At 70.7% G+C, this 20,229-nt stretch carries 17 protein-coding genes; 13 read left to right on the top strand and 4 right to left on the bottom strand.

Translation table 11 applies throughout. The features are described 5' to 3' along the window. Positions 1-8 precede the first annotated feature (8 nt). From ACLM5J_RS10210 to ACLM5J_RS10200, 3 genes are all read right to left on the bottom strand, one after another. The gene (locus tag ACLM5J_RS10210) at positions 9-674 is read right to left on the bottom strand and encodes a response regulator transcription factor (protein ID WP_413656304.1); all 666 of its coding nucleotides are present in this window, start codon (positions 672-674) and stop codon (positions 9-11) included. Continuing rightward, positions 659-2,065: a sensor histidine kinase gene (locus ACLM5J_RS10205; protein WP_413656303.1), complete on the bottom strand. Its 1,407-nt coding sequence runs from the start codon at positions 2,063-2,065 to the stop codon at positions 659-661. The genes ACLM5J_RS10210 and ACLM5J_RS10205 overlap by 16 nt, the downstream gene beginning before the upstream one ends. Positions 2,066-2,167: 102 nt before the next feature. Then, complete coding sequence (locus tag ACLM5J_RS10200) at positions 2,168-2,485, bottom strand: hypothetical protein (protein WP_413656302.1); 318 nt, start codon at positions 2,483-2,485, stop codon at positions 2,168-2,170. Positions 2,486-2,572: 87 nt separating this feature from the next. On the opposite strand from ACLM5J_RS10200, the gene ACLM5J_RS10195 reads away from it, so the two are divergent. The 3 genes from ACLM5J_RS10195 (at position 2,573) to ACLM5J_RS10185 (ending at position 5,179) form a co-directional block, all read left to right on the top strand. Continuing rightward, on the top strand, positions 2,573-3,691 hold the full coding sequence (locus ACLM5J_RS10195) for a Nif3-like dinuclear metal center hexameric protein (protein WP_413656301.1): 1,119 nt from the start codon (positions 2,573-2,575) through the stop codon (positions 3,689-3,691). A 73-nt stretch (positions 3,692-3,764) separates the two neighbouring features. Further along, complete coding sequence (locus tag ACLM5J_RS10190; protein ID WP_413656300.1) at positions 3,765-4,475, top strand: zinc ribbon domain-containing protein; 711 nt, start codon at positions 3,765-3,767, stop codon at positions 4,473-4,475. Continuing rightward, positions 4,472-5,179, top strand: a complete 708-nt coding sequence (locus tag ACLM5J_RS10185) for a histidine phosphatase family protein (RefSeq protein ID WP_413656299.1) — start codon at positions 4,472-4,474, stop codon at positions 5,177-5,179. The genes ACLM5J_RS10190 and ACLM5J_RS10185 overlap by 4 nt, the downstream gene beginning before the upstream one ends. A 59-nt stretch (positions 5,180-5,238) precedes the next feature. On the opposite strand, the gene yaaA is transcribed toward ACLM5J_RS10185, so the two are convergent. After that, positions 5,239-6,018 (bottom strand): peroxide stress protein YaaA, encoded by a 780-nt coding sequence (yaaA, locus tag ACLM5J_RS10180; protein ID WP_413656298.1) that lies wholly within the window; start codon positions 6,016-6,018, stop codon positions 5,239-5,241. A gap of 26 nt (positions 6,019-6,044) precedes the next feature. Between yaaA and ACLM5J_RS10175 the strand changes: the two genes are divergently transcribed. The 10 genes from ACLM5J_RS10175 (at position 6,045) to ACLM5J_RS10130 (ending at position 20,222) form a co-directional block, all read left to right on the top strand. Then, positions 6,045-7,505, top strand: coding sequence for an RNB domain-containing ribonuclease (locus ACLM5J_RS10175; RefSeq protein ID WP_413656297.1), 1,461 nt, complete (start codon positions 6,045-6,047; stop codon positions 7,503-7,505). Positions 7,506-7,544: 39 nt separating this feature from the next. Next, positions 7,545-8,405, top strand: a complete 861-nt coding sequence (locus ACLM5J_RS10170; RefSeq protein ID WP_413656296.1) for a DegV family protein — start codon at positions 7,545-7,547, stop codon at positions 8,403-8,405. 70 nt (positions 8,406-8,475) lie between these two features. Then, the gene (locus ACLM5J_RS10165) at positions 8,476-9,381 is read left to right on the top strand and encodes a helix-hairpin-helix domain-containing protein (protein ID WP_413656295.1); all 906 of its coding nucleotides are present in this window, start codon (positions 8,476-8,478) and stop codon (positions 9,379-9,381) included. Between the two features lie 158 nt (positions 9,382-9,539). Then, entirely contained in the window at positions 9,540-11,681 is a 2,142-nt protein-coding gene (locus ACLM5J_RS10160; protein WP_413656294.1) for a ComEC/Rec2 family competence protein, read from the top strand. Positions 11,682-11,731: 50 nt separating this feature from the next. After that, positions 11,732-15,292: a chromosome segregation protein SMC gene (gene smc, locus ACLM5J_RS10155; protein WP_413656293.1), complete on the top strand. Its 3,561-nt coding sequence runs from the start codon at positions 11,732-11,734 to the stop codon at positions 15,290-15,292. Between the two features lie 53 nt (positions 15,293-15,345). Continuing rightward, complete coding sequence (locus ACLM5J_RS10150; protein WP_413656292.1) at positions 15,346-16,953, top strand: ABC transporter substrate-binding protein; 1,608 nt, start codon at positions 15,346-15,348, stop codon at positions 16,951-16,953. Next, entirely contained in the window at positions 16,950-17,933 is a 984-nt protein-coding gene (locus ACLM5J_RS10145) for an ABC transporter permease (protein WP_413656291.1), read from the top strand. The genes ACLM5J_RS10150 and ACLM5J_RS10145 overlap by 4 nt, the downstream gene beginning before the upstream one ends. Beyond that, entirely contained in the window at positions 17,930-18,790 is an 861-nt protein-coding gene (locus ACLM5J_RS10140; RefSeq protein WP_413656290.1) for an ABC transporter permease, read from the top strand. Before ACLM5J_RS10145 ends, ACLM5J_RS10140 begins: the two co-directional genes overlap by 4 nt. Then, a complete protein-coding gene (locus tag ACLM5J_RS10135) occupies positions 18,787-19,581 on the top strand; it encodes an ATP-binding cassette domain-containing protein (RefSeq protein WP_413656289.1) in 795 nt (264 codons plus the stop codon). The genes ACLM5J_RS10140 and ACLM5J_RS10135 overlap by 4 nt, the downstream gene beginning before the upstream one ends. After that, positions 19,578-20,222, top strand: a complete 645-nt coding sequence (locus ACLM5J_RS10130; protein WP_413656288.1) for an ABC transporter ATP-binding protein — start codon at positions 19,578-19,580, stop codon at positions 20,220-20,222. Before ACLM5J_RS10135 ends, ACLM5J_RS10130 begins: the two co-directional genes overlap by 4 nt. Positions 20,223-20,229 lie beyond the last annotated feature (7 nt).

The following is a 20,229-nucleotide window of genomic DNA, read 5'->3' as shown; positions in this document are numbered from 1 at the left end:
CGGTTGGGCTAGGGCTCGTAGCGGTAGCCCATGCCGCGCACGGTGCTGATCGCGGCGGCGCCCACCTTCTTCCGGAGGTACCCCACATAGACGTCGACCACGTTGGAGCCGGGGTCGAAGTCGTAGCCCCACACGTGGTCGAGCAACTGCTCACGGGAGAGGACACGACGTGGGTTGAGGAGGAAGATCTCCAGTAGCGTGAACTCGCGCGCCGAGAGGTCGACCTCGCGGCCGTCGACGGTGGCCTGGCGAGTGCGAATGTCCAGGCTCACCCGGCCGGAGGAGAGGAGCTGATCGGTGCCTGCCTGTTCGCCGGCCTGGCGCAGCCGCAACCGCACCCGCGCGGAGAGTTCGGCGAAGCGGAACGGCTTCGGCATGTAGTCGTCCGCGCCCCCTTCGAGCACCGAGACCGTGTCGGTCACCGAGTCGCGAGCGGTCAGCACGATCACCGGGAGTCGCGCACCCTGAGCGCGGGCCTGGGCCAGCACCTCGAACCCGTCCAGGCCGGGCAGTCCGATGTCGAGGATCATCAGGTCGTGACCGCCCATCAGGGCCTCGTCGAGACCCGAAGGACCGTCCGTGCAGACGGTGGTGGTGTGCCCGTCCGCGCGCAGTCCCTTCGCGACGAACGAGGCGATCCGTTCTTCGTCCTCCACGATCAAGATGCTGGCCATGCCTCCGCCTTCCTGGGGATGGTGATCACGAACCGTGCGCCACGCGGGACGGCGTCCTCGACGTGGGAGGTGCCGCCGTGGGCCTCGGCGATCGCCCGGACGATGGAGAGCCCCAGACCGAAGCCCTCGTCGTCGGCGGGGACCTGACTGCGACCGAAGCGCTCGAAGATCCGCACCCGGTCCGCCTCCGGGACGCCGGAACCCGAGTCGCGCACCCACAGTTCGACCCGGTCCGTGAAGGTCGCTGAGCCGATCGCGATCTGATCGCCCGGTCCGGTGTGCTTCACCGCGTTGTCGGCCAACTGCAGCAGGGCCTGGGTGATCCGCTGGCTGTCGAGATCGACCCGGACCTCGGTACCGCCGTCGTCGAGCCACTCGCGGTCGGCCAGCGCGCTGGCCTTGGCCAGGACGGAGGCGGTCAGGCTGCGCAGGTCGACCGGCTCGCGGACGACGAAGTCGGGGCGCGCGCTCTTCGCCAACAGGATCAGGTCGCCGACCAGGCGCGACATCCGGTCGATCTCGTCGATCAGGAGCGCTCTGGTCTCGGTCACCTCGGCCGGGTCGTCGGCGTCGAGGAGCTCAAGGTGTCCGCGGAGCACGGTCAGTGGGGTCTTCAGTTCGTGGCCGGCCGCGTCGAGGAACTGGCGTTGCTCGGAGAAGGTGGAGTCCAGGCGCTCGAGCATCTGATTGACGGTGCGGGTGAGCTCGGTGATGTCGTCGTTGCCGGTCTCGGGGATCCGGCGCGAAAGATCGCTGGCACCGATCTCGCGAGCTGTGTCGCTGAGCTGGCGCAAGGGGGAGAGCAGACGCCCGGCCTGCCAGGCCGCCAGCAGCGTGATCAGAGCCCAACAGGCGAGGGCGATCAGCAGGTAGGTGCGGAGCAGGTCGAGGAGGTCCGCCCGGCTCACCTCCAGCAGCGTGAGCACGACGAGCGCGCCTTCCTCGCCGGATGCACGGTGCTGCACCGGCTGCACCGTGACCAGGACGTCGCCATGCCGGGTCTCCACGCGGACGTCCCCGCCCGCATCGAGCCGGCTCTCGATCTCGTCGCCGATCGCGGGGTTCTGGGCCAGGTCCTCGGCCAGCGACTCCGGGTCGGAGAGGGAGACCAGCGGCGCACGGTTCTCGAACCAGGCGATCAACACCTCTGCCTCGTTGGGAACGTTGCGTTGGATGTAGAGCCGGAACAGCGGCACCAATCCGGTGAACGCGTCCCCGGTCGCCGGGTCGCTTCCTCGCCGTAGCTGATCGAACTCGGCGATCTCCTGGCTGGCGTGGTCCGTGGCCCGTTCGCTGAGGCGCGCCGATTCGACGGTGTAGATCAGCAGGCCGACCAAGGCCAGGGCGAGGGCGACGGTGAAGGAGACGGCGGCCGTGATCCGGGTGCGCACGGAGACGCCCGGCCGTGCTGGCCGGGCGCCGGTTGCGGGGGAGGAGGGGTGGCTCAGGGGGTTGCTCCCGCCGGTGCGGGCGCGAGGCCGCGGAGCGCTGGCTCAGTCATCGTCATCATCGTCGTCGGCGTCGTCCTCGTCGTCGTCACCATCATCATCGTCGTTGTCGACGGCGCCGCCCTGCGCGGTGCGCGGATCCGGTCGCACGACCTCGGGCCGTTTCGACGGTTCGGAGTCGTCGTCGTCGATCTCGTCGGGGATGTCGTCGCGCTGACGCCCTGTGGGCTGCTCGGGCTCCTCGACCACGATCGGGGTCCGTTCGGTGGGACGGTCGCTGCCGGCGACGACGGCTCCGGCCGCGTAGGCGAGCACCGGAAGCAGGACTGCGGCACCCAGCAACCACTTCCACGGCAGGCTCATAGCGGCCATCCTCCGGCCCGCAGGTGGGCCGGAGATGAGCGGACCATGAGAACCTCCTCATCAACCTGGCCCACTAGGGTTGCGGCTATGACGACGTTGGGTGAAGTGGTTGATCTGCTCCATCGGTGGTACCCGCCGGCGACGGCAGACAGTTGGGACGCCGTCGGGTTGGTGCTCGGTGACCCGGGGCGTTCGGTGCGCAAGGTGCACTTCGCCGTCGATCCGAGCCCGGAGGTCGCCGAGGAGGCCGTCGCAGCCAAGGCCGATCTGTTGGTGGTCCACCACCCGCTCTTCCTGAAGCCGGTCACCAGCGTCGCCGCGACCACGCCTAAGGGGCGCACGCTGCAGACGCTGGCGACCGGTGGTTGCGCCCTGCTGACCGCACACACCAACGCGGACCAGGCGCTGAGCGGCGTCTCGGAGTCGCTGGCGCTGGCATTGGGGCTCACCGACCTGACCCCGATCATCGCGGCGCCGGCCGAGCCACGGGACAAGTTCGTGGTCTTCGTGCCGACCGACGCCGCTGCCCCGGTCCGGGCCGCGATGGCCGAGGCCGGGGCCGGCGCGATCGGCGACTACGACCATTGCTCGTTCTCGGCGCACGGCGTCGGCCGGTTCCGACCGCTTCCGGGGGCGGACCCGGCGATCGGCACGGTCGGCGACATCGCCGTCGTCGAGGAGGACCGGATCGAGGTGGTCGTGCCTCGCCGGTTGCGCAGCGCGGTCCTGGTGGCGATGCGCAACGCCCACCCCTACGAGGAGCCGGCCTTCGACATCGTCGAGTTGGCCGACGCCGGCGAACAGAGCACCGGAACCGGGCGGATCGGCACCGTGCCGGCCACCACCCTGGCCGAGTTCGCGCAGCACGTCGCCGGTGTGTTGCCCGCCACCGAACATGGGGTCCGGGTCGGCGGCGATCCGCAGCGTCCGGTGAGCCGGGTCGCAGTCTGCGGCGGTGCCGGGGACTTCCTCCTGGACCGGCTGGCCGGCAGCGACGTCGACGTCTATCTGACCTCCGATCTGCGGCACCACCCGGCGGCCGAGTTCTTGGAGAAGAACGGCCCCGCGTTGATCGACGTCGCCCACTGGGCGGCCGAGTCGACCTGGCTTCCGGTGGTCCGCCAGCGGCTCGCCGACGCCCTGGGCGATACGGTGGAGTGCACGGTCAGCGCAGTGCGCACCGACCCCTGGACGTTCCGCGTCTGAGGACGCATTAATTCCTGAAGAATTTCCACCCGAGGAGCCGACGCTGAAAGCCGACCCGATCGCCCAACGCAAGTTGCTTGACGTTGCTGAGCTCGATGCCCGGATCGCCCAGATCCGCCACCAGATCAAGGCGCTCCCCGAGCACCAACAGCTGAGCGACCTGCAGCACCGGCGTGCCGACCTCGACACCAAGGTGCGCGACGCTCGCATCCTGCTCGAGGACCTCACCCGCGAGCAGAAGAAGTCCGACCAGGACGTCGAGCAGGTGCGCACCCGCCGGACCCGTGACCAGGGCCGGATCGCCCAGGGCCTGATCACCAACCCCAAGGACCTGGAGCGGCTCAACCACGAGCTCGACTCCCTGGAGCGCCGGATCAACACGCTCGAAGACATCGAGCTGGAGATCATGGAGCGCGTCGAGGAGGCCCAGGCCTCCTTCAACGAGTACCAGGAAGCGCTCACCACCACCGACGAGGAGATCGCCGTCGTGGTCGGTGCCCGCGACGAGAAGACCGGGGTCGCGCAGGTCGAGCTGGACCAGGTCACCGAGCAGCGCGCCACCGAGGTCTTCAGCATCCCGACCGATCTGCTGGCCCTCTACGAGAAGGTCCGCGAGAAGCAGGGCGTTGGCGCAGCGATGCTCCGTGCGCGTCGTTGCGAGGGGTGCCAGTTGACCCTCAACCCGGCCGACCTGTCCCGGATCACCAAGACGCCCCTCGACGAGGTCGTGCGGTGTGAGGAGTGCAGCCGGATCCTGGTCCGCACCGACGAGTCGGGCCTGTGAGCAAGACCGCCGGAACCGACGGCGGCAGCCGCGGGTGGTCCGCAGGTTCGGCGGCCCCCACCACCCTGGTGCTGGTGCGCCACGGGGTGACGGCGCTGACCCTGGACAAGCGGTTCTCCGGCGGTATCGGGGGCACCAACCCGCCGCTCGCCGAGGCCGGCCGCGACCAGGCCCGGGAGGCCGGTCAGTGGTTGAAGGCCGCAGCCGACAGGATCGACGCGGTGCTCACCTCGCCGGTCCTGCGCACGATCGAGACCGCCGAGATCATCGGCGCCGAGATCGGCCATCGGGCGGAGGTGGAGAACGCCTTCGCGGAGATGGAGTTCGGCGAATGGGACGGCCTCACCTTCGCCGAGGTCGCCGAACAGCGCCCCGCGGAGATGAAGGCCTGGTTGGGGTCGCTGGAGGTGGCTCCGGCCGGCGGCGAGTCGTTCCGCGACGTCGAGGGCCGGGTCCTCGGCGGCCTGAACCGGGTGCTCGCGGAGCACGCCGGGCGGACCATCGTCGTGGTCTCGCACGTGACGCCGATCAAGATCATGGTCGGCAGCGCGCTGGGCGCACCGCTGGAGTCGGTCTACCGGATGGAGCTCAGTCCGGCATCGGTCAGCGTGATCAGCCACTACCCGGGCGGCGAGGGCAGCGAGTCGATGTCGTCGCTGCGTCTCTTCAACGCCCGCCCGGGCGACCTGCCGCTGGTCCTGTAGCTCAATGTGACCTCAGCGCGGGAAATGGACCGAAAAACGAGCGCTGAGGTCACATTGAGTTAGAGCTCGGTGACGACGACGTCGAGCTGAGTGCCCTTCTTGCCGGGCTCACCCAGCTCGACGAACCAGCCCAGGTCGCGGAGCTTCTCGGCGAGCTTGGCCGGCGTCCGCGGGTTGGCGCCGTCCTCGAGCAGCGCCCGGACCAGCCGGCCCTTGGTGGCCTTGTTGAAATGGCTGACCACCTTCCGCTTGCCGCCGTGCTCGTGGAGCACCCGGACGGTGGCGACCCGGCCGAGGAGTGCGGCATCGGGCCGCCAGAAGTTCGCATAGGTCGTCGACCGCAGATCCACCAGCAGGCCGTCGCCGAGCGCATCGAGCACCGCCGGACCGAGGTGGTCGCGCCAATGCCCGGCCACCGACCCCAGTCCGGGGACGGTGACGTCGCCGGAGAGTCGGTAGGAGGGGATCACGTCGCTCGGACGGACCATGCCGAAGACCGAGGAGATCACCGCGACCCGGTTCGTCGCCCGGCGCTTGCCCGCGGTGCTGAGCGTCGCGAGGTCCAGGTTGTCGTAGAGGACCCCGGTGTAGATCGCATCGGCCCGCGTGCTCGGCGCCTCCTGCAGGCCGGCGTTGTGCTGGACCAGGTCGCGCAGGCTGGCCCCGAGGCCGAGCACCTCAGCCGCCTTGTCGGCGTCGTCGGAGCAGAGCTCGACGAGGGCGGCGATCACCGCGGCTCGGGCGTCGGTGAGCTCCGGGGAACTCAGGGCGGCGAGGTCGAGGGGGCCGCCACGGGTCGGCAACGCCTTGCCCTCGCTGGGTGGAAGCAGGATCAGCACTCGCACAGGTTAGTAGGGTGAGGACCATGCCGAGCCGAGTGGTGCGAGTCAGGTCCCGCGGTAACCGTCCTTGGGGGCAAGCGCCTGCTGGTGCTGGGCTGCGGGAGGGGGTTGACGCGATCCGCGCCGAGCTGGGCGTCACCGCGGAGTTCCCGCCCGACGTCGAAGCGGCGGCAGCCGCTGCCGCCGCGGCACCGCGGTTGCCCGAGCTCGATCGCACCGATCTGGAGCTGCGCACCATCGACCCCGACGGCGCTATGGATCTCGACCAGGCACTGCACCTCGCGCGGTCCGGGGCAGGCTTCGTAGTCCACTACGCGATCGCCGATGTCGCCGCCTTCGTGACCCCCGACGACCCGATCGACCTGGAGGCACGGCGCCGCGGCCAGACCCTCTACGGCGCCGACTCGAAGGTGCCGCTGCACCCCAAGGTGATCTCCGAGGACGCCGGGTCGTTGCTGCCGGAGCAGACCCGCCCGGCGTTGCTGTGGACGATCACCCTCGACGCTCGGGGTGAGCAGACCGCGGCGAAGGTCGAGCGGGCGCTGGTCCGTTCCCGGAGCCGGCACAGCTACGACGAGGTGCAGGCCGACCTGGACGCGGGGCGGGCGGACGGCGTCTTCACCTTGCTCCGGGAGATCGGCGAACTGCGGATGCGGTTGGAGGCCGAGCGCGGCGGCGTCTCGTTGCCGTTGCCGGAGCAGGAGGTCAGCGTCAGCGACGACGACCACTGGGAGTTGGCATTCCGGTCGATGCATCCGGTCGAGGAGTGGAACGCGCAGATCTCCTTGTTGACCGGGATGGCGGCTGCCGACCTGATGGTCTACGGCCGCGTCGGGCTGCTGCGTACACTGCCGCCAGCCGACCCGCGCGACGTCACCAGGCTGCATCGGACGGCGCGTGCGCTGAAGATCAGTTGGCCGGCCGAGCAGACTTACCCGGACTTCATCCGCACCCTCGACCCCGCGGTGCCGACGCACGCGGCGATGCTGGTGGCCTGCACCCGGTTACTGCGGGGTAGCGGTTATGTCGGGTTCGACGGCGAGCTTCCGGCGCAGCCGGAGCACACCGCGGTGGCGGCCGAGTACGCCCACGTCACGGCGCCGCTACGGCGGTTGATCGACCGCTACGCCTCAGAGATCTGTGTGGCGCTCTGTGCGGGTGAGCCGGTCCCGCAGTGGGTGCTCGACCGGTTGGCGGATCTGCCCGAGGTGATGGCGACGTCGTCGCGGACTGCGAGCCGCTACGAGAACGCGATCGTGGACCTGGTCGAGGCGACAGCGCTCGCCGACCGGGTCGGGGAGCGGTTCACCGCGGTCGTGGTGGAGGTCGAGGAGAAGTCCGCGACCCGCGGCGAGGTGACGATCGCGGAGCCCGCCATCGAGGCCCGGGTCAGCTCGGAACGTGAGCTCCCGCTGGGGGAGGAGGTCGAGGTCACCCTGACCTCGGCAGACCCGGTGGCCCGCAAGGTCGCGTTCACCTATTGACCTTGCCCATGCGAGCCGCAGCACCGCTATTCTCTCGACATGCCTGAACGCCGGATCGCCGTCGTCACCGACTCTCCCGCCTCGGTTCCCGCCGAACTCGCGGATCAGCACGGGATCGTGGTGGTTCCGCTTCAGGTGATCGTGGGAGCCACCTCCTACGACGAGGGCGTCGACGAGGGTGCCAGCCCCGAGATGGTGGCCCAGGCCCTGCGTGAGTTCACCCCGGTCTCGACCTCGCGCCCGACCCCGACCCGGATGGGCGAGGTCTACGCATCGCTGGCAGAGCAGGGCTATACCGAGATCGTCGCGGTCCACCTCTCCTCGAAGATGAGCGGGACCTTCGACTCCGCCGAGGTGGCGGCACGGAGCTCGCCGATCCCGGTGCACACCGTCGACTCGCTACAGGTCGGCCCCGCTACCGGCTACGCCGCACTGGCAGCTGCGGCCGTGGTTGAGGCCGGCGGGAGTGCCGAGGAGGCGGCCGAGGCGGCACGCGCCCGCGCGGCGGCCTGCGCATCGCTGTTCTATGTCGACACCCTGGAGTACCTGCGCCGCGGCGGCCGGGTGGGAGCGGCCGCTGCCTTGCTCGGTGGGGCGTTGGCGGTCAAGCCGTTGCTCACGGTCATCGACGGAAAGATCGAATCGCTGGAGAAGGTCCGCACCGCGGGCCGGGCCCTGGCCCGGTTGGAGGAGCTGGCCGCGCAGGGTGCCGGGGAGAACCGGGTCGAGGTCACCGTCGCGCACCTGGCCAGCCCGGACCGCGCCCAAGCGCTCGCGGACCGGCTCTCCGCCCGGGTCGCGTTGGCGGAGCCCGCTCGGATCGTGGAGTTGGGGGCCGTGCTCGGCGCACACGCCGGACCTGGCGTGGTCGCGGTCTGCGTGGCACCAGCGCTCGACTAGCTCAGGCTCTCGTCCACAGATGAGGGCGAGGTCCGCCCTGGGCGAGCCGGGTGGGCTCTAGCTTCGCGCCATGCGAGGTCGTGGAGCAGAACAGCACGCTGAGGCGGTCGCCCGTCGGTTGGAGCTGCTGCGCGCCGAACTTGGCGGTGCAGCCGAGGAGCACACCCGGATCAGGGCGCTGCCGCCCACCACAGCGGCGGACGGCGGCGGGCCCCCGCCACCGCCGCTGGCACCGGCATCGCCGCCTCCGGCGCCCCACTTCGATCCGGTGCCGGGTCCGGCGGCTCCGGTGGTGCTCGGTCCCGGGCGGCACGCATCGCGACGACGGGTGGTCGCCTTCGAGGAGCTGCGTGGCCGGGTGGCCCTCGGCTCTCCCCACCTGATCGTCGCGGTACTGCTGGCGGTCCTGGCGGTGGCCCTCGCCGGGTGGTGGGTGCTCCGGTCAGGCGGCAGCGCGGGGGAGCTCCCGGAGCCTGCGCTCGCCTCGCCGCTGGCCGCGGTCTCAGGGCTGCCTGAGGGGCCGGTGCCGCCCACCGCCTCTGCCGAACCCGAGGTGGTGGTCGACGTGGCCGGGAAGGTACGCCGTCCCGGGATCGTGGTGCTGCCCCGCGGCGCGCGGGTGGTGGACGCGTTGGCGGAGGCTGGCGGTGCCCGGCGTGGAGTGGAGCTGACCGGGCTGAACCTGGCCCGGGTCCTGGTCGACGGCGAGCAGATCGTGGTGGGAGGCGCGCCGCCGTCCGGGATCGCCGCGTCAGCCGCCCCGGAGGGCACCGGCTCGGTGGGGACGCTGGTCAACCTCAACACCGCCAGCCTCACCGAGCTCGACGATCTGCCCGGGGTCGGCCCGGTGACGGCGCAGGCGATCGTGGAGTGGCGCGATGCCAACGGGGGCTTCCGGGCGGTCGACCAGTTGCTGGAGGTGGACGGTATCGGGGAGAAGACGCTCGCCGACCTTGCTCCGCACGTCACGCTGTGAGCGGTCCACGAGCGAGGCGACCGGGTTCGGGTGAGCCGGATCGATCGGGCGGGACGGAGCGAGCAGGTCCGCTGGACCTCCGGCTACCTGCATGGGGAGCGGCGGCGTGGTTCGGTGCTCTGGTCGGGCTGAGGGCCGGTGCTGGCGTTCGGATCTCGGTGCTGGTCGCCGTTGCGGTTCTGCTTCCGTTCGCGATCCGCCGGTTCGGCTGGCGTGCCGTGGTCGCCTGGGTGGTGTTGGCAACGGCGGTCGGGGTCAGCGCCAGTTGGCGCGATGCCACCGTGGCGGACTCCTCGGTCGCGCAACTGGCAGCCACGCGTCAAGCAGCCACCGTGGAACTCCTCGTCACCAGCGATCCGAGGCGGTTGCCGGGTGGCTTCACCGATCAGGTGACCTTCCGGGCCACGCTGCGCGCGATCCACACCGAGACAGGGCGGGTCGCGCTTCGGGCTCCGGTCGTGGTCGTCGCCACGCCCCGCCAGGCCGACCACCCGCTCGGCTCGCGGCTCCGGGTCCTGGTCCGCTCCGCGCCGAGTGAGGATCACGACGTGGCCGCACGCCTTCGGCCGTTGCGTGATCCCGAACGGGTCGAGGCGCCGTCGCGGATCTGGCGCGCTGCCGGTGCGGTCCGCGACTCGGTCCGTACCCACGCTGGGGGACCGGACGACGGAGCGGCCCTCGTGCCGGCTCTGGTGGTCGGCGACGACGCCGGGTTGAGTGAGACGACCCGCACCGACTTCCGGCGCTCGGGGTTGACCCACCTGTTGGCCGTCTCGGGTACCAACCTGACCTTGGTGGTGGGGTTCCTGGTCCTGCTCGGGCGCTGGCTCGGCGTCCGGGGGCGGTGGCACTACCTGGTTGCGGTACTGGGCATCGTCGGCTTCGTGCTGGTCGCGCGTACCGAGCCGAGCGTTGTTCGGGCGGCTGCGATGGGAGCCGCCGCGCTGGTGGGGATGGCCCACAACGGGACCCGGCGCGGGGTCCGGGCGCTCGGCTTGGCGGTGCTGGTGCTCCTGGTCTGGCAGCCCTGGTTGGCGACCACGGTCGGCTTCGCGCTCTCGGCGCTCGCCACCGGTGGCATCCTGCTGTTGGCCCCGCCCTGGACGAGGGTGCTCAGCCGCTGGCTGCCGGCGCCGTTGGCGGCGGCGGTGACCGTCCCGCTGGCCGCGCAGATCGCCTGCACCCCGATCGTCGCCGCGATCTCCGGGGAGGTGAGTCTGGTGGCGGTGCTCGCCAACCTGTTGGCCGCACCGCTGGTAGCTCCGGCGACGATCTGTGGCCTCTTCGGCGGTCTGCTCGGACTGATCGCAGATCCGCTGGGAAACGCTGTGGCGACCCCGGGAGGGTGGTGTGCGGCGCTGATCGTGAAGATCGCCGAGGGCTGCGCCGGGATCGCCCTACCCGCGGTGAGCTGGGGGAGCGGCGGCTGGTCGGTGGCCCTGTTGACGGCGCTCTGCGCCGGGCTGGTCGTGACCCTGCCCTGGCTCTTCGCCCGGCCCCGGCTCACCTTGCTGGTGGTGATCGGGTTGATCCTGGTGATGCTGACGCCGATCCCGAGGTGGGGATGGCCGCCGCAGGGGTGGGCTGCGGTTCTGTGCGACGTCGGGCAGGGCGATGCCGTCGTGCTCAACGCCGGTTCGGGGGCTGCGGTGGTGGTCGACGCCGGCCCGGAACCGGCAGCGGTGGACCGCTGCCTGGACGAGCTCGGGGTGCGGGAGATTCCGCTGCTGGTGCTCACCCACTTCCATGCCGACCACACCGACGGTCTCGCCGGGGTGGGCCGCGGACGTCGGATCGGCGCGTTGTGGATCTCGCCGGTGGTGCCGCCTGCGGCCGCCGCACTGGCAGCCCGCGGTCGGGTGCCGACTGTCGGCGAGACCCGGCAGGTCGGCGCGGCCACTCTCCAGGTGCTCGGGCCCGCCACCAGCGCCGGCCTGGTCGCGGCGGAGCCGAACGACGCCTCGCTGGTCCTGTTGGCCGAGGTTGCCGGGGTCAGCCTGCTGCTGACCGGGGATATCGAGCCACCTGCGCAACAGGCGTTGGCGCGGGTCGTCGGCGATCTTCGAGTCGACGTGCTCAAGGTGCCGCACCACGGCAGCCGGGCTCAGGAGCTCGACTTCCTGCTCGGGCTGCGGCCGTCGATCGCAGCGATCTCGGTCGGCGCCGACAACGACTACGGCCATCCCGCGCCCGAGCTGGTGACGGCGTTCGAGCGGGCCGGAGTCCAGGTGGTGCGCACCGACCGCGGCGGCGACATCGCCCTCAGGAGGCGCTCCGAGGTCACAGAGGTGGTGCGCTGAGTCGGCGGCTCGGCGTAGGCTCGCCTCGATCGTCGGCCCAAGGAGTGCGTGTGTATCTGAAGAGCCTGACCCTGAAGGGGTTCAAGTCCTTCGCCTCCTCGACCACCCTGCAACTCGAGCCTGGCATCACCTGCATCGTCGGGCCCAACGGTTCGGGCAAGTCCAACGTGGTCGACGCCCTCTCCTGGGTGATGGGCGTCCAGGCCGCCAAGTCGTTGCGTGGCGGCAAGATGGAGGACGTCATCTTCGCCGGCTCCTCGGGTCGCCCGCCGCTGGGCCGGGCCGAGGTGGCGCTCACCATCGACAACTCCGACGGCGCCCTGCCGATCGAGTACTCCGAGGTCACGATCAGCCGGACCATGTTCCGCAACGGCGGCTCCGAGTATGCGATCAACGGCAACTCGTGTCGTCTGCTCGACGTCCAGGAGTTGCTCAGCGACTCCGGCATCGGCCGGGAGATGCACGTCATCGTCGGTCAGGGCCAGCTCGACACCATCCTGCACGCCACCCCCGAGGACCGCCGCGGCTTCATCGAGGAGGCGGCCGGCGTCCTCAAGCACCGCAAGCGCAAGGAGAAGGCGCTCCGCAAGCTCGACGCCACCGAAGGCAACCTCAACCGGCTCGGCGACCTGATCACCGAGATCCGGCGCCAACTGAAGCCGTTGGGGCGCCAGGCCGAGGTGGCCCGGAAGGCGGCCACCATCCAGGCCGACGTGCGCGACGCCCGAGCGCGACTCCTCGCCGACGACCTGGTCACCGTGACCACCTCGTTGGAGCAGGAGATGGCCGACGAGACGGCGCTGGCGCAGCGTCGTGCCGAGGTCGAGGCCGCCACCACCAAGGCCCGGGAGAACGAGGCGGCGCTGGAGGCAGCGCTGCGCGAGGACCTGCCGGCGCTCTCCCGTGCCCAGGACACCTGGTTCGGGTTGTCAGGTCTGCGCGAGCGCCTTCGCGGCACCCAGTCCTTGGCCTCGGAGCGGTTGCGCAATGCACAGAGTGCCCAGGGCCCGGAGGTCGAGAGCGGCCGGGATCCGGAGAAGTTGGAGGCCGAGGCTGAGCGGGTCCTCGCCGATGAGCTCGAGATCAACGCCGAGATCGACCGGCAGCGGGCTGCGCTGGCCGCCGCGGTCGCGGCGCGGAAGGCCGCTGAGGAGGCGGCTTCCGATGAGGACCGGAGGATCGCCGGCCTGCAGCGTGCCGCGGCGGACCGCCGCGAGGGGCTGGCCCGGCTGCACGGTCAGGTGAATGCGATCAAGTCCCGCGCCGCGGCCGCCGACGAGGAGCTGGGGCGCCTCGCCGCGGCCCGCGCCGAGGCGTTGCACCGTGCGGAGAAGGCGCAGGCGGATTTCGAGCAGCTGGAGAGCCGCGTTGCCGGGCTCGACGAGGGCGAAGAGGGCCTGGACGCCGAGCACGAGGAAGCCGTCGGCATCCTGGACGAGATCGAGGAGCGGCTGGCCGCGGCCCGCGACGAGCTGACCAGGCTCGACCGGGAGCGCGGTGCGCTGGCGGCTCGCCGCGATGCGCTGGAGATGAGCCTGGCCCGCAAGGACGGCGCCGGGGCGCTGCTCGCGGCGGACGGCGAACTCTCCGGAATGATCGGCTCGGTCGCCGCCCTGGTCACGGTCCAGTCCGGCTACGAGACCGCGATCGCCGCGGCACTGGGCAGTGCCGCGGACGCCGTCGCGGTGGCCGACTCTGCTGCTGCGGTCCAAGCGATGGGCCACCTCAAGAAGAGCGACCTCGGTCGCAGCGACATGGTGGTCGGCGGGGGAGCCGGCGCCGCAGGGACCGGGGCCGATTGGCCCGCTTTGACGGGGTCGATCTGCTACGCCCTCGATGTGGTGAGTGCGCCGGCCACCTTGGGTGCCGCGTTGGCCAGGATGCTGGACCGGGTCGCCGTCGTCGACGATCTGGACGCCGCCCGGGCGTTGGTGCAGGCGCACAGCGAGTTGATCGCGGTCACCCGCGACGGCGACGTGTTGGGCGCGCACTTCGCCTCCGGCGGCTCCGCTGGCGGGCAATCGCTCCTGGAGGTGCAGGCCGCGCTCGACGAGACGGTGGCGGCGTTGACCTCGGTGGCCGAGACCGAGCAGGCGCTGCAGGAGTCCAGCGCTGCGCTGGGGGCAGAGCGGTTGGAGGCCCAGAAGCGGGTCGACGACGCGCTCGCCAAGCTGCACGAGTCGGACGCGAACCTGGCTGCGGTCGCCGAGGAGTTGGGCCAGTACGGATCCCAGGCGCGGGCCGCGAGCGGCGAGGCCGAGCGGTTGGCCGCCGCGATCGTCCGCGCGGAGGAGTCGCGGGAGAAGGACTCGTCCGGCCTGGTGGAGTTGGAGCAGCGGTTGGCCGCGGCCGAGCAGACGCCGGAGCAGGAGCCCGACACCGACGACCGCGAGCGGCTGGTCGAGGAGTCGCGGACCGCGCGGCAGAGCGAGATGGATGCCCGGTTGGCCCTGCGCACCTCCGAAGAGCGGGCCCGGGCACTGCACGGCCGGGCCGACGGGCTGCGCCGAGCGGCCCGTCAGGAGCGCGAAGCCCGAGCCAAGGCGGCGGCCCGCCGCGAGCGGATCGCCCGGGAGGCCGAGGCCGCGCAAGCTGTCGGCGACGCGGTGGTGGTGGTGCTGGAGCGCCTGGAGGTCTCCGTCCAGCGGGCCGCCGAGGAGCGTGCCGCGATCGAAGCTTCGCGGACCGGCCGTGAGGAGGCGCTGCGCACGGTACGCGTGCAGTTGCGTGACCTCGGTCGGGAGCACGACGAACTGGTCAACTCCGCGCACCGCGACGAGATGGCCCGCACCCAGCAGCGGATGCGGATCGAGCAGTTGGAGGAGCGCGCGATGGAGGAGCTGGGCCTGGAGGTGGCCGCGCTGGTGCGCGACTACGGTCCGGACCAGCTGATCCCGGTGATCGTGGACGGCGAGGACGGCCCGACCGAGGGTGAACCGATTCCGTTCGTCCGCGAGGAGCAGACCAAGCGGCTCAAGACCGCGGAGCGCAACCTCAACATGCTTGGCAAGGTCAACCCGCTCGCGCTCGAGGAGTTCTCGGCGATGGAGGAGCGGCACAAGTTCCTGACCGAGCAGCTGGAGGACCTCAAGCGGACCCGTCGCGACCTGCTCGACATCGTGCGGGAGGTCGATATCCGGGTGGAACAGGTCTTCACCGAGGCCTGGCAGGACGTCAAGGTCGCCTTCGACCACGTCTTCAAGCGGCTCTTCCCGGGCGGTGAGGGTCAGCTGGTGCTGACCAACCCGGGCGACATGCTCAACACCGGGATCGAGGTGGAGGCCCGCCCCGCCGGGAAGAAGGTCAAGCGCCTCTCGCTGCTCTCGGGCGGTGAGCGTTCACTGGTGGCGGTCGCCTTCCTGGTCTCGCTCTTCAAAGCCCGGCCTTCGCCGTTCTACATCCTCGACGAGGTGGAGGCCGCCCTCGACGACACCAACCTCGGTCGGCTCCTGGAGATCTACGAGGAGCTGCGGGAGAACTCGCAGCTGCTGGTGATCACCCACCAGAAGCGGACGATGGAGGTCGGTGACGCCCTCTACGGCGTCACGATGCGCGGCGACGGCGTCTCCGCGGTGATCAGTCAGCGGCTTCGGGATACCCAACCGGCGTAGCCGTTCCTGCTTCCAGTACCTTATTGCGAAAGACTTGCAAGAAGGGCTGGGAGATGCGGACCGTACGTGGAGTGGTGAGCGCCGTCGCGGTGCTGATGGTCGGTGGCCTGTTGGCCGCCTGCGGCAGTGACGACGACGGTTCGGTCGGCGGCGCCGATCGGGAACTCGTGCTCGCCCTCGGCGGCGAGAGCGCCGAGGGGTACGACCCCACCCTCGGCTGGGGCCGCTACGGCTCGCCGCTCTTCCAGTCGACCCTGTTGGCCCGGAACCCGGACCTGTCGATCACCACCGACCTCGCCACCGACTACCGGGTCAGCAAGGACGGTCTGACCTGGACGGTCGACATCCGCAAGGACGCCCGCTTCACCAACGGCGCCACGGTCACCGCCGACGACGTCGCCTACACCTTCGAGACCGCCGCCGAGTCGGGCGGACTCACCGACGTCACGGCGCTCAAGGAGGCTCGCGCCGTCGACGCGGACACCGTCGAGCTGGTCCTGAAGAGCCCCCAGAGCACCTTCGTGAACCGGCTGATCAGTCTCGGCATCGTGCCGAAGGACGCGCACGGCAAGGAGTACGCCAGCAACCCGGTCGGTTCCGGCCCCTTCACCCTGGTCGACTGGCAGCGTGGTCAGCAGCTCGTCGTCGAGCGGAACAAGGACTACTACGGCACCGCTCCGGCCTTCGACAAGGTCACCTTCCTCTTCTTCGACTCGGAGGACTCGGCGCTGGCCGCGGCGAAGGCGGGCGAGGTCGACATCGTCGGCGTCCCGTCGTCACTGGCCGTGACGGAGGTCGAGGGCATGCGGATCGAGGCGGTCACCTCGGTCGACAACCGGGGGATGTCGCTGCCTGCCGTCCCGAACGAGGGCAAGCGTTCCGAGTCCGGGGTGCCGATCGGCAACGACGTCACCAGTGATGTAGCCGTGCGCCGTGCCCTCAACCTGGCGGTCGACCGTCAGAAGCTGGTGGACGGCGTCCTGGAGGGCTACGGGTCGCCGGCGTTCGGCCCCGCCGACGCGGCACCGTGGTTCCAGCCGACCTCTGCGATCGAGGACAACGACATCGAGGGCGCCAAGAAGCTGCTCCAGGAGGCCGGCTGGGTCGACTCGGACGGCGACGGCATCCGGGAGAAGGACGGCGTCAAGGCCAGCATCAACCTGGTGCACCCGGCCGGCGACAGTCTCCGTCAGGGCCTGGCGCTCAGCGTCGCCGACATGGTCAAGCCGATCGGGATCGAGTTCAAGGTCGCCGGCAAGAGCTGGGACGAGATCGAGAAGATCAAGCACACCGACGCCATCCTCTTCGGCTGGGGCAGCCACGACCCGACCGAGCTCTACAACCTGCTCTACTCGAAGAAGGCCGGGACCGAGCTGCTGAACCCGGGCTTCTACAGCAACCCCAAGGTCGACGCCGCCCTCGATGCCGCGCTCGCGGCCAACAGCGAGGAAGAGGCGATCCCGCACTGGCGTGACGCTCAACTGAACGCCGAGGGCGAGGGCTCCGCCGCGGCTGCCGACGCGGCCTGGGTCTGGCTGGTCAATCTGGAACACACCTACTACGTCAGCGACTGCCTCGACATCGGGACGCCGCAGATCGAGCCGCACGGCCACGGCTGGCCGCTCACCGCCGGCATCGCCGGGTGGAAGCGGACCTGTTGACCAAGTTCGTCGCCGGGCGCGTAGTCCGACTGCTCACCCTGATGATCGGGGTGGCGGTCGGCACTTTCGCGTTGATGTCGGCCTCTCCTGTGGACCCGATCGAGGCCTACGTCGGAGCCGACTCCGTGCAGATGTCGTCCGAACAGCGCGCGCAGATCGCCGAGCGCTGGGGACTCGACGACCCGCCCGTCGAGCGGTTCGTGGCGTGGGCGGGCCAGGTCGTCCAGGGGAACCTGGGCACCTCGCAGGTCTTCAATGCACCGGTCACCGAGGTGATCGGCGAGAAGTTCGCCTCCAGCCTGATCCTGATGGCGACCGCCTGGTTGCTTTCGGGGCTGATCGGGTTCGGGCTCGGCGTTCTCGCCGGGGCCCGGCACGGCAGCTGGCTCGACAAGGGGATCTCCTGGTGGGCCTACACCCTGGCCTCGGCCCCGGTCTTCTGGGTCGGGTTGCTCCTGCTCTACGTCTTCTCGGTCTCGCTGCAGTGGACCCCCGTCTGCTGTGCCGGGCCGATCGGCGCCCTGCCCGGTGAGGTGAGCCTGCTGGAACGGCTGCACCACCTGCTCCTGCCCGCGCTGACCCTGAGCGTGGTCGGGGTCGCCCCGGTCATCCTGCACACCCGGCAAGCGGTGGTCGAGGTGCTCGGCTCGGATCAGGTCACCTTCGCTCGTTCGCTGGGGGAGTCGCCGCGTGGCGTCATCGTGCACCGGGTGCTCCGCAACGCCGCCGGCCCGGCGCTGATGCTCCAGTTCGCCTCGCTGGGTGAGCTCTTCGGCGGCTCGGTACTGGCCGAGCAGGTCTTCAACTATCCCGGTCTCGGTCAGGCGATCACCACCGCCGCGCTGCGCCAGGACATCCCCCTGCTGATGGGGATCTCACTGGCGATGGCGCTCTTCGTCTTCGCCGGCAATCTGATCGGCGACCTCCTGCACACCCGGGTCGATCCACGGGTCCAGCTCACTGCCGGAGCGGGCCGATGAGCGCCCCGACCACCCATGTCGCCGACGAGGAGTTCGGCAGTGACGGACGGCGTCGGCGCACCCTGTGGACGACGGCCGCGCTGCTGGTCTTCGTCCTCGCGATCGTGGTGGCGGGATTCTGGGCCGACGGCACGGCAGGGGTCACCTCTCTCGACGACCGCCGCCAAGCACCGTCGCCGGACGCCTGGTTCGGTACCGACTGGCTGGGCCGCGACGTCTTCGCGCGCACCCTGGTGGGGCTCCGGCTCAGTCTCTTCGTCGGCGTGGTGGCGGCGACCGCCTCCGCCCTGATCGCGATCACCCTGGCAGCCGCCTCGGCGGTCTTCGGCCGCTGGGTCTCGGCGGTGGTGAACTGGCTGGTCGACCTCTTTCTGGCGCTGCCGCACCTGGTCCTGCTGATCCTGATCGCCTTCGCGCTGGGCGGCGGCACCAAGGCGGTGGTGATCGCGGTGGCACTGACCCACTGGCCCACCCTCACCCGGGTGCTCCAGGCCCAGGCGCGCGTCGTGGTCTCCTCGGACTACGTGGCGCTCTCGCGGGGCTTCGGTCGTAGCCGCCGCTTCATCATGGCCCGGCACGTGGTCCGCCACCTGGTGCCGCACTTCGTGGTCGGTCTCGTGTTGCTCTTCCCGCACGCGATCCTGCACGAGGCGGCACTCTCGTTCCTCGGGTTGGGCGTCGACCCTTCGCGCCCGGCGATCGGCATCCTGCTGTCGGAGTCGATGCGCTACCTCTCGAGCGGGATGTGGTGGCTGGCGGTGCTGCCCGGTCTCTGTCTGTTGCTGCTGGTCAAGAGCGTCGACTCGATCGGCGACAACCTGCGCCGACTCACCGACCCGAGGAGTCACCACCTGTGAGCCACCTCCTGGAGATCGAACACCTCGCCGTCTCGTTCCGGCAGTACGACCGCGGGCTGCGGCGGCGCACCGTGACCCCGGTCGAGTCGATGGATCTGCGCGTCGACGGCGGCGAACTGGTGGCGCTGGTGGGGGAGAGCGGAGCCGGCAAGACCCTGCTCGGTGAGGCGGTGCTGGGGATGCTCCCGCCGAACGCCAAGGTGGCGGGGACGGTCCGGTTCCGGGACGAAGAGCTCACCGTCGCCCGCCGGCGTCGACTGGCGGGGCGGGAGATGGTGATGCTTCCGCAGTCGGTGACCTACCTGGACCCGACCGCGACCGTCGGACGCCAGGTACGACGGGCGTTCCAGTTGGCCGACCGCCCAGCCGGTGGCGACGCCGTCCGGGAGGCGTTGGCGGAGCGGGGACTGGGGCCTGAGGTGCTCGCGCAGTACCCGCACCAACTCTCCGGAGGGATGGCGCGCCGGGTGCTGCTGACGATGGCGTTGGCCGGTCGGCCGAGCCTGATCTTCGCCGACGAGCCGACGCCCGGGCTGGACCAGGACTCGGTGCGTGCGATCTTCGGTGAGCTTCGCGAGATCGCCGACAGTGGGTGCGCGGTGGTCGCGGTCTCCCACGACCTCGACGCCGTGATCGGCGTCGCCGATCGGGTGGTGGTCTGCCAGGGCGGCCGTACCGTGGAGACGCTGGCGCCCGAGCGGTTCGGCGCGGGCACCGCCCAACACCCGTACAGCCGAGCGCTCTGGGCAGCCCTGCCTGCGCACGGCTTCCACGCGGAGGAGCAACGATGACGATGCTGGGCACCGAACGCGGCACCTCGCTGCGGGCCGAAGCGCTCTCCTTCCGGTATCGCCGACGCGGACCCTGGGTGCTGCGCGAGGCGAGCCTGAGCCTGGCCGGCGACGAGGTGGTCGGACTACGTGGCCCGTCGGGCTCCGGCAAGTCGACGTTGGCGCGGCTGCTCGCCGGTCTGCTCACCCCGGTCGAGGGGGCCGTCGCCGTCGATGGTGTCGTCGCCGGACGTGGCCACCCGGTGCAGCTGGTGATGCAGCATGCGGTCACCGCGATGAATCCACGTTGGCGGATCTCGGAGATCCTCGCCGAGCCACGGTCCGGGCGCGACCTGGCCGAGCTGACACCTGCCCTGGTCGACCCGGCGTGGTTGGACCGGTTCCCGCACGAGGTCAGTGGTGGCCAGTTGCAGCGGATCAATCTGGCCCGTGCGCTGCTCGCCGACCCGGCGTTCATCGTCGCCGATGAGATCACTGCGAGTCTCGACCCGATCACCCAAGCCCGGATCTGGCAGTTGTTGTTGGCGCAGGCCCTTGAGCGCGGCATCGGCGTGCTGGTCATCTCGCACGACGACGCGCTGCTCAAGGTGCTCTGCGACCGGGTCCTCGACATCGCCGATCTCGGCGTGGGGCCCGTCTGATTGGATC

The organism is Nocardioides sp. Bht2 (genome assembly GCF_047308515.1).
Lineage (GTDB): Bacteria > Actinomycetota > Actinomycetes > Propionibacteriales > Nocardioidaceae > Nocardioides.
The sequence above is the reverse complement of the archived record's forward strand: the minus strand, read 5'-3'. Positions and strand labels throughout refer to the sequence as shown.

Excerpts from the sequence above, each read along its gene's own strand:
- ACLM5J_RS10210 (WP_413656304.1), bottom strand. The coding sequence starts at position 674 with ATGGCCAGCATCTTGATCGTGGAGGACGAAGAACGGATCGCCTCGTTC.
- ACLM5J_RS10200 (WP_413656302.1), bottom strand. The coding sequence starts at position 2,485 with ATGAGCCTGCCGTGGAAGTGGTTGCTGGGTGCCGCAGTCCTGCTTCCG.
- ACLM5J_RS10195 (WP_413656301.1), top strand. The coding sequence starts at position 2,573 with ATGACGACGTTGGGTGAAGTGGTTGATCTGCTCCATCGGTGGTACCCG.
- ACLM5J_RS10175 (WP_413656297.1), top strand. The coding sequence starts at position 6,045 with ATGCCGAGCCGAGTGGTGCGAGTCAGGTCCCGCGGTAACCGTCCTTGG.
- ACLM5J_RS10170 (WP_413656296.1), top strand. The coding sequence starts at position 7,545 with ATGCCTGAACGCCGGATCGCCGTCGTCACCGACTCTCCCGCCTCGGTT.
- ACLM5J_RS10165 (WP_413656295.1), top strand. The coding sequence starts at position 8,476 with ATGCGAGGTCGTGGAGCAGAACAGCACGCTGAGGCGGTCGCCCGTCGG.
- ACLM5J_RS10150 (WP_413656292.1), top strand. The coding sequence starts at position 15,346 with ATGCGGACCGTACGTGGAGTGGTGAGCGCCGTCGCGGTGCTGATGGTC.
- ACLM5J_RS10140 (WP_413656290.1), top strand. The coding sequence starts at position 17,930 with ATGAGCGCCCCGACCACCCATGTCGCCGACGAGGAGTTCGGCAGTGAC.
- ACLM5J_RS10130 (WP_413656288.1), top strand. The coding sequence starts at position 19,578 with ATGACGATGCTGGGCACCGAACGCGGCACCTCGCTGCGGGCCGAAGCG.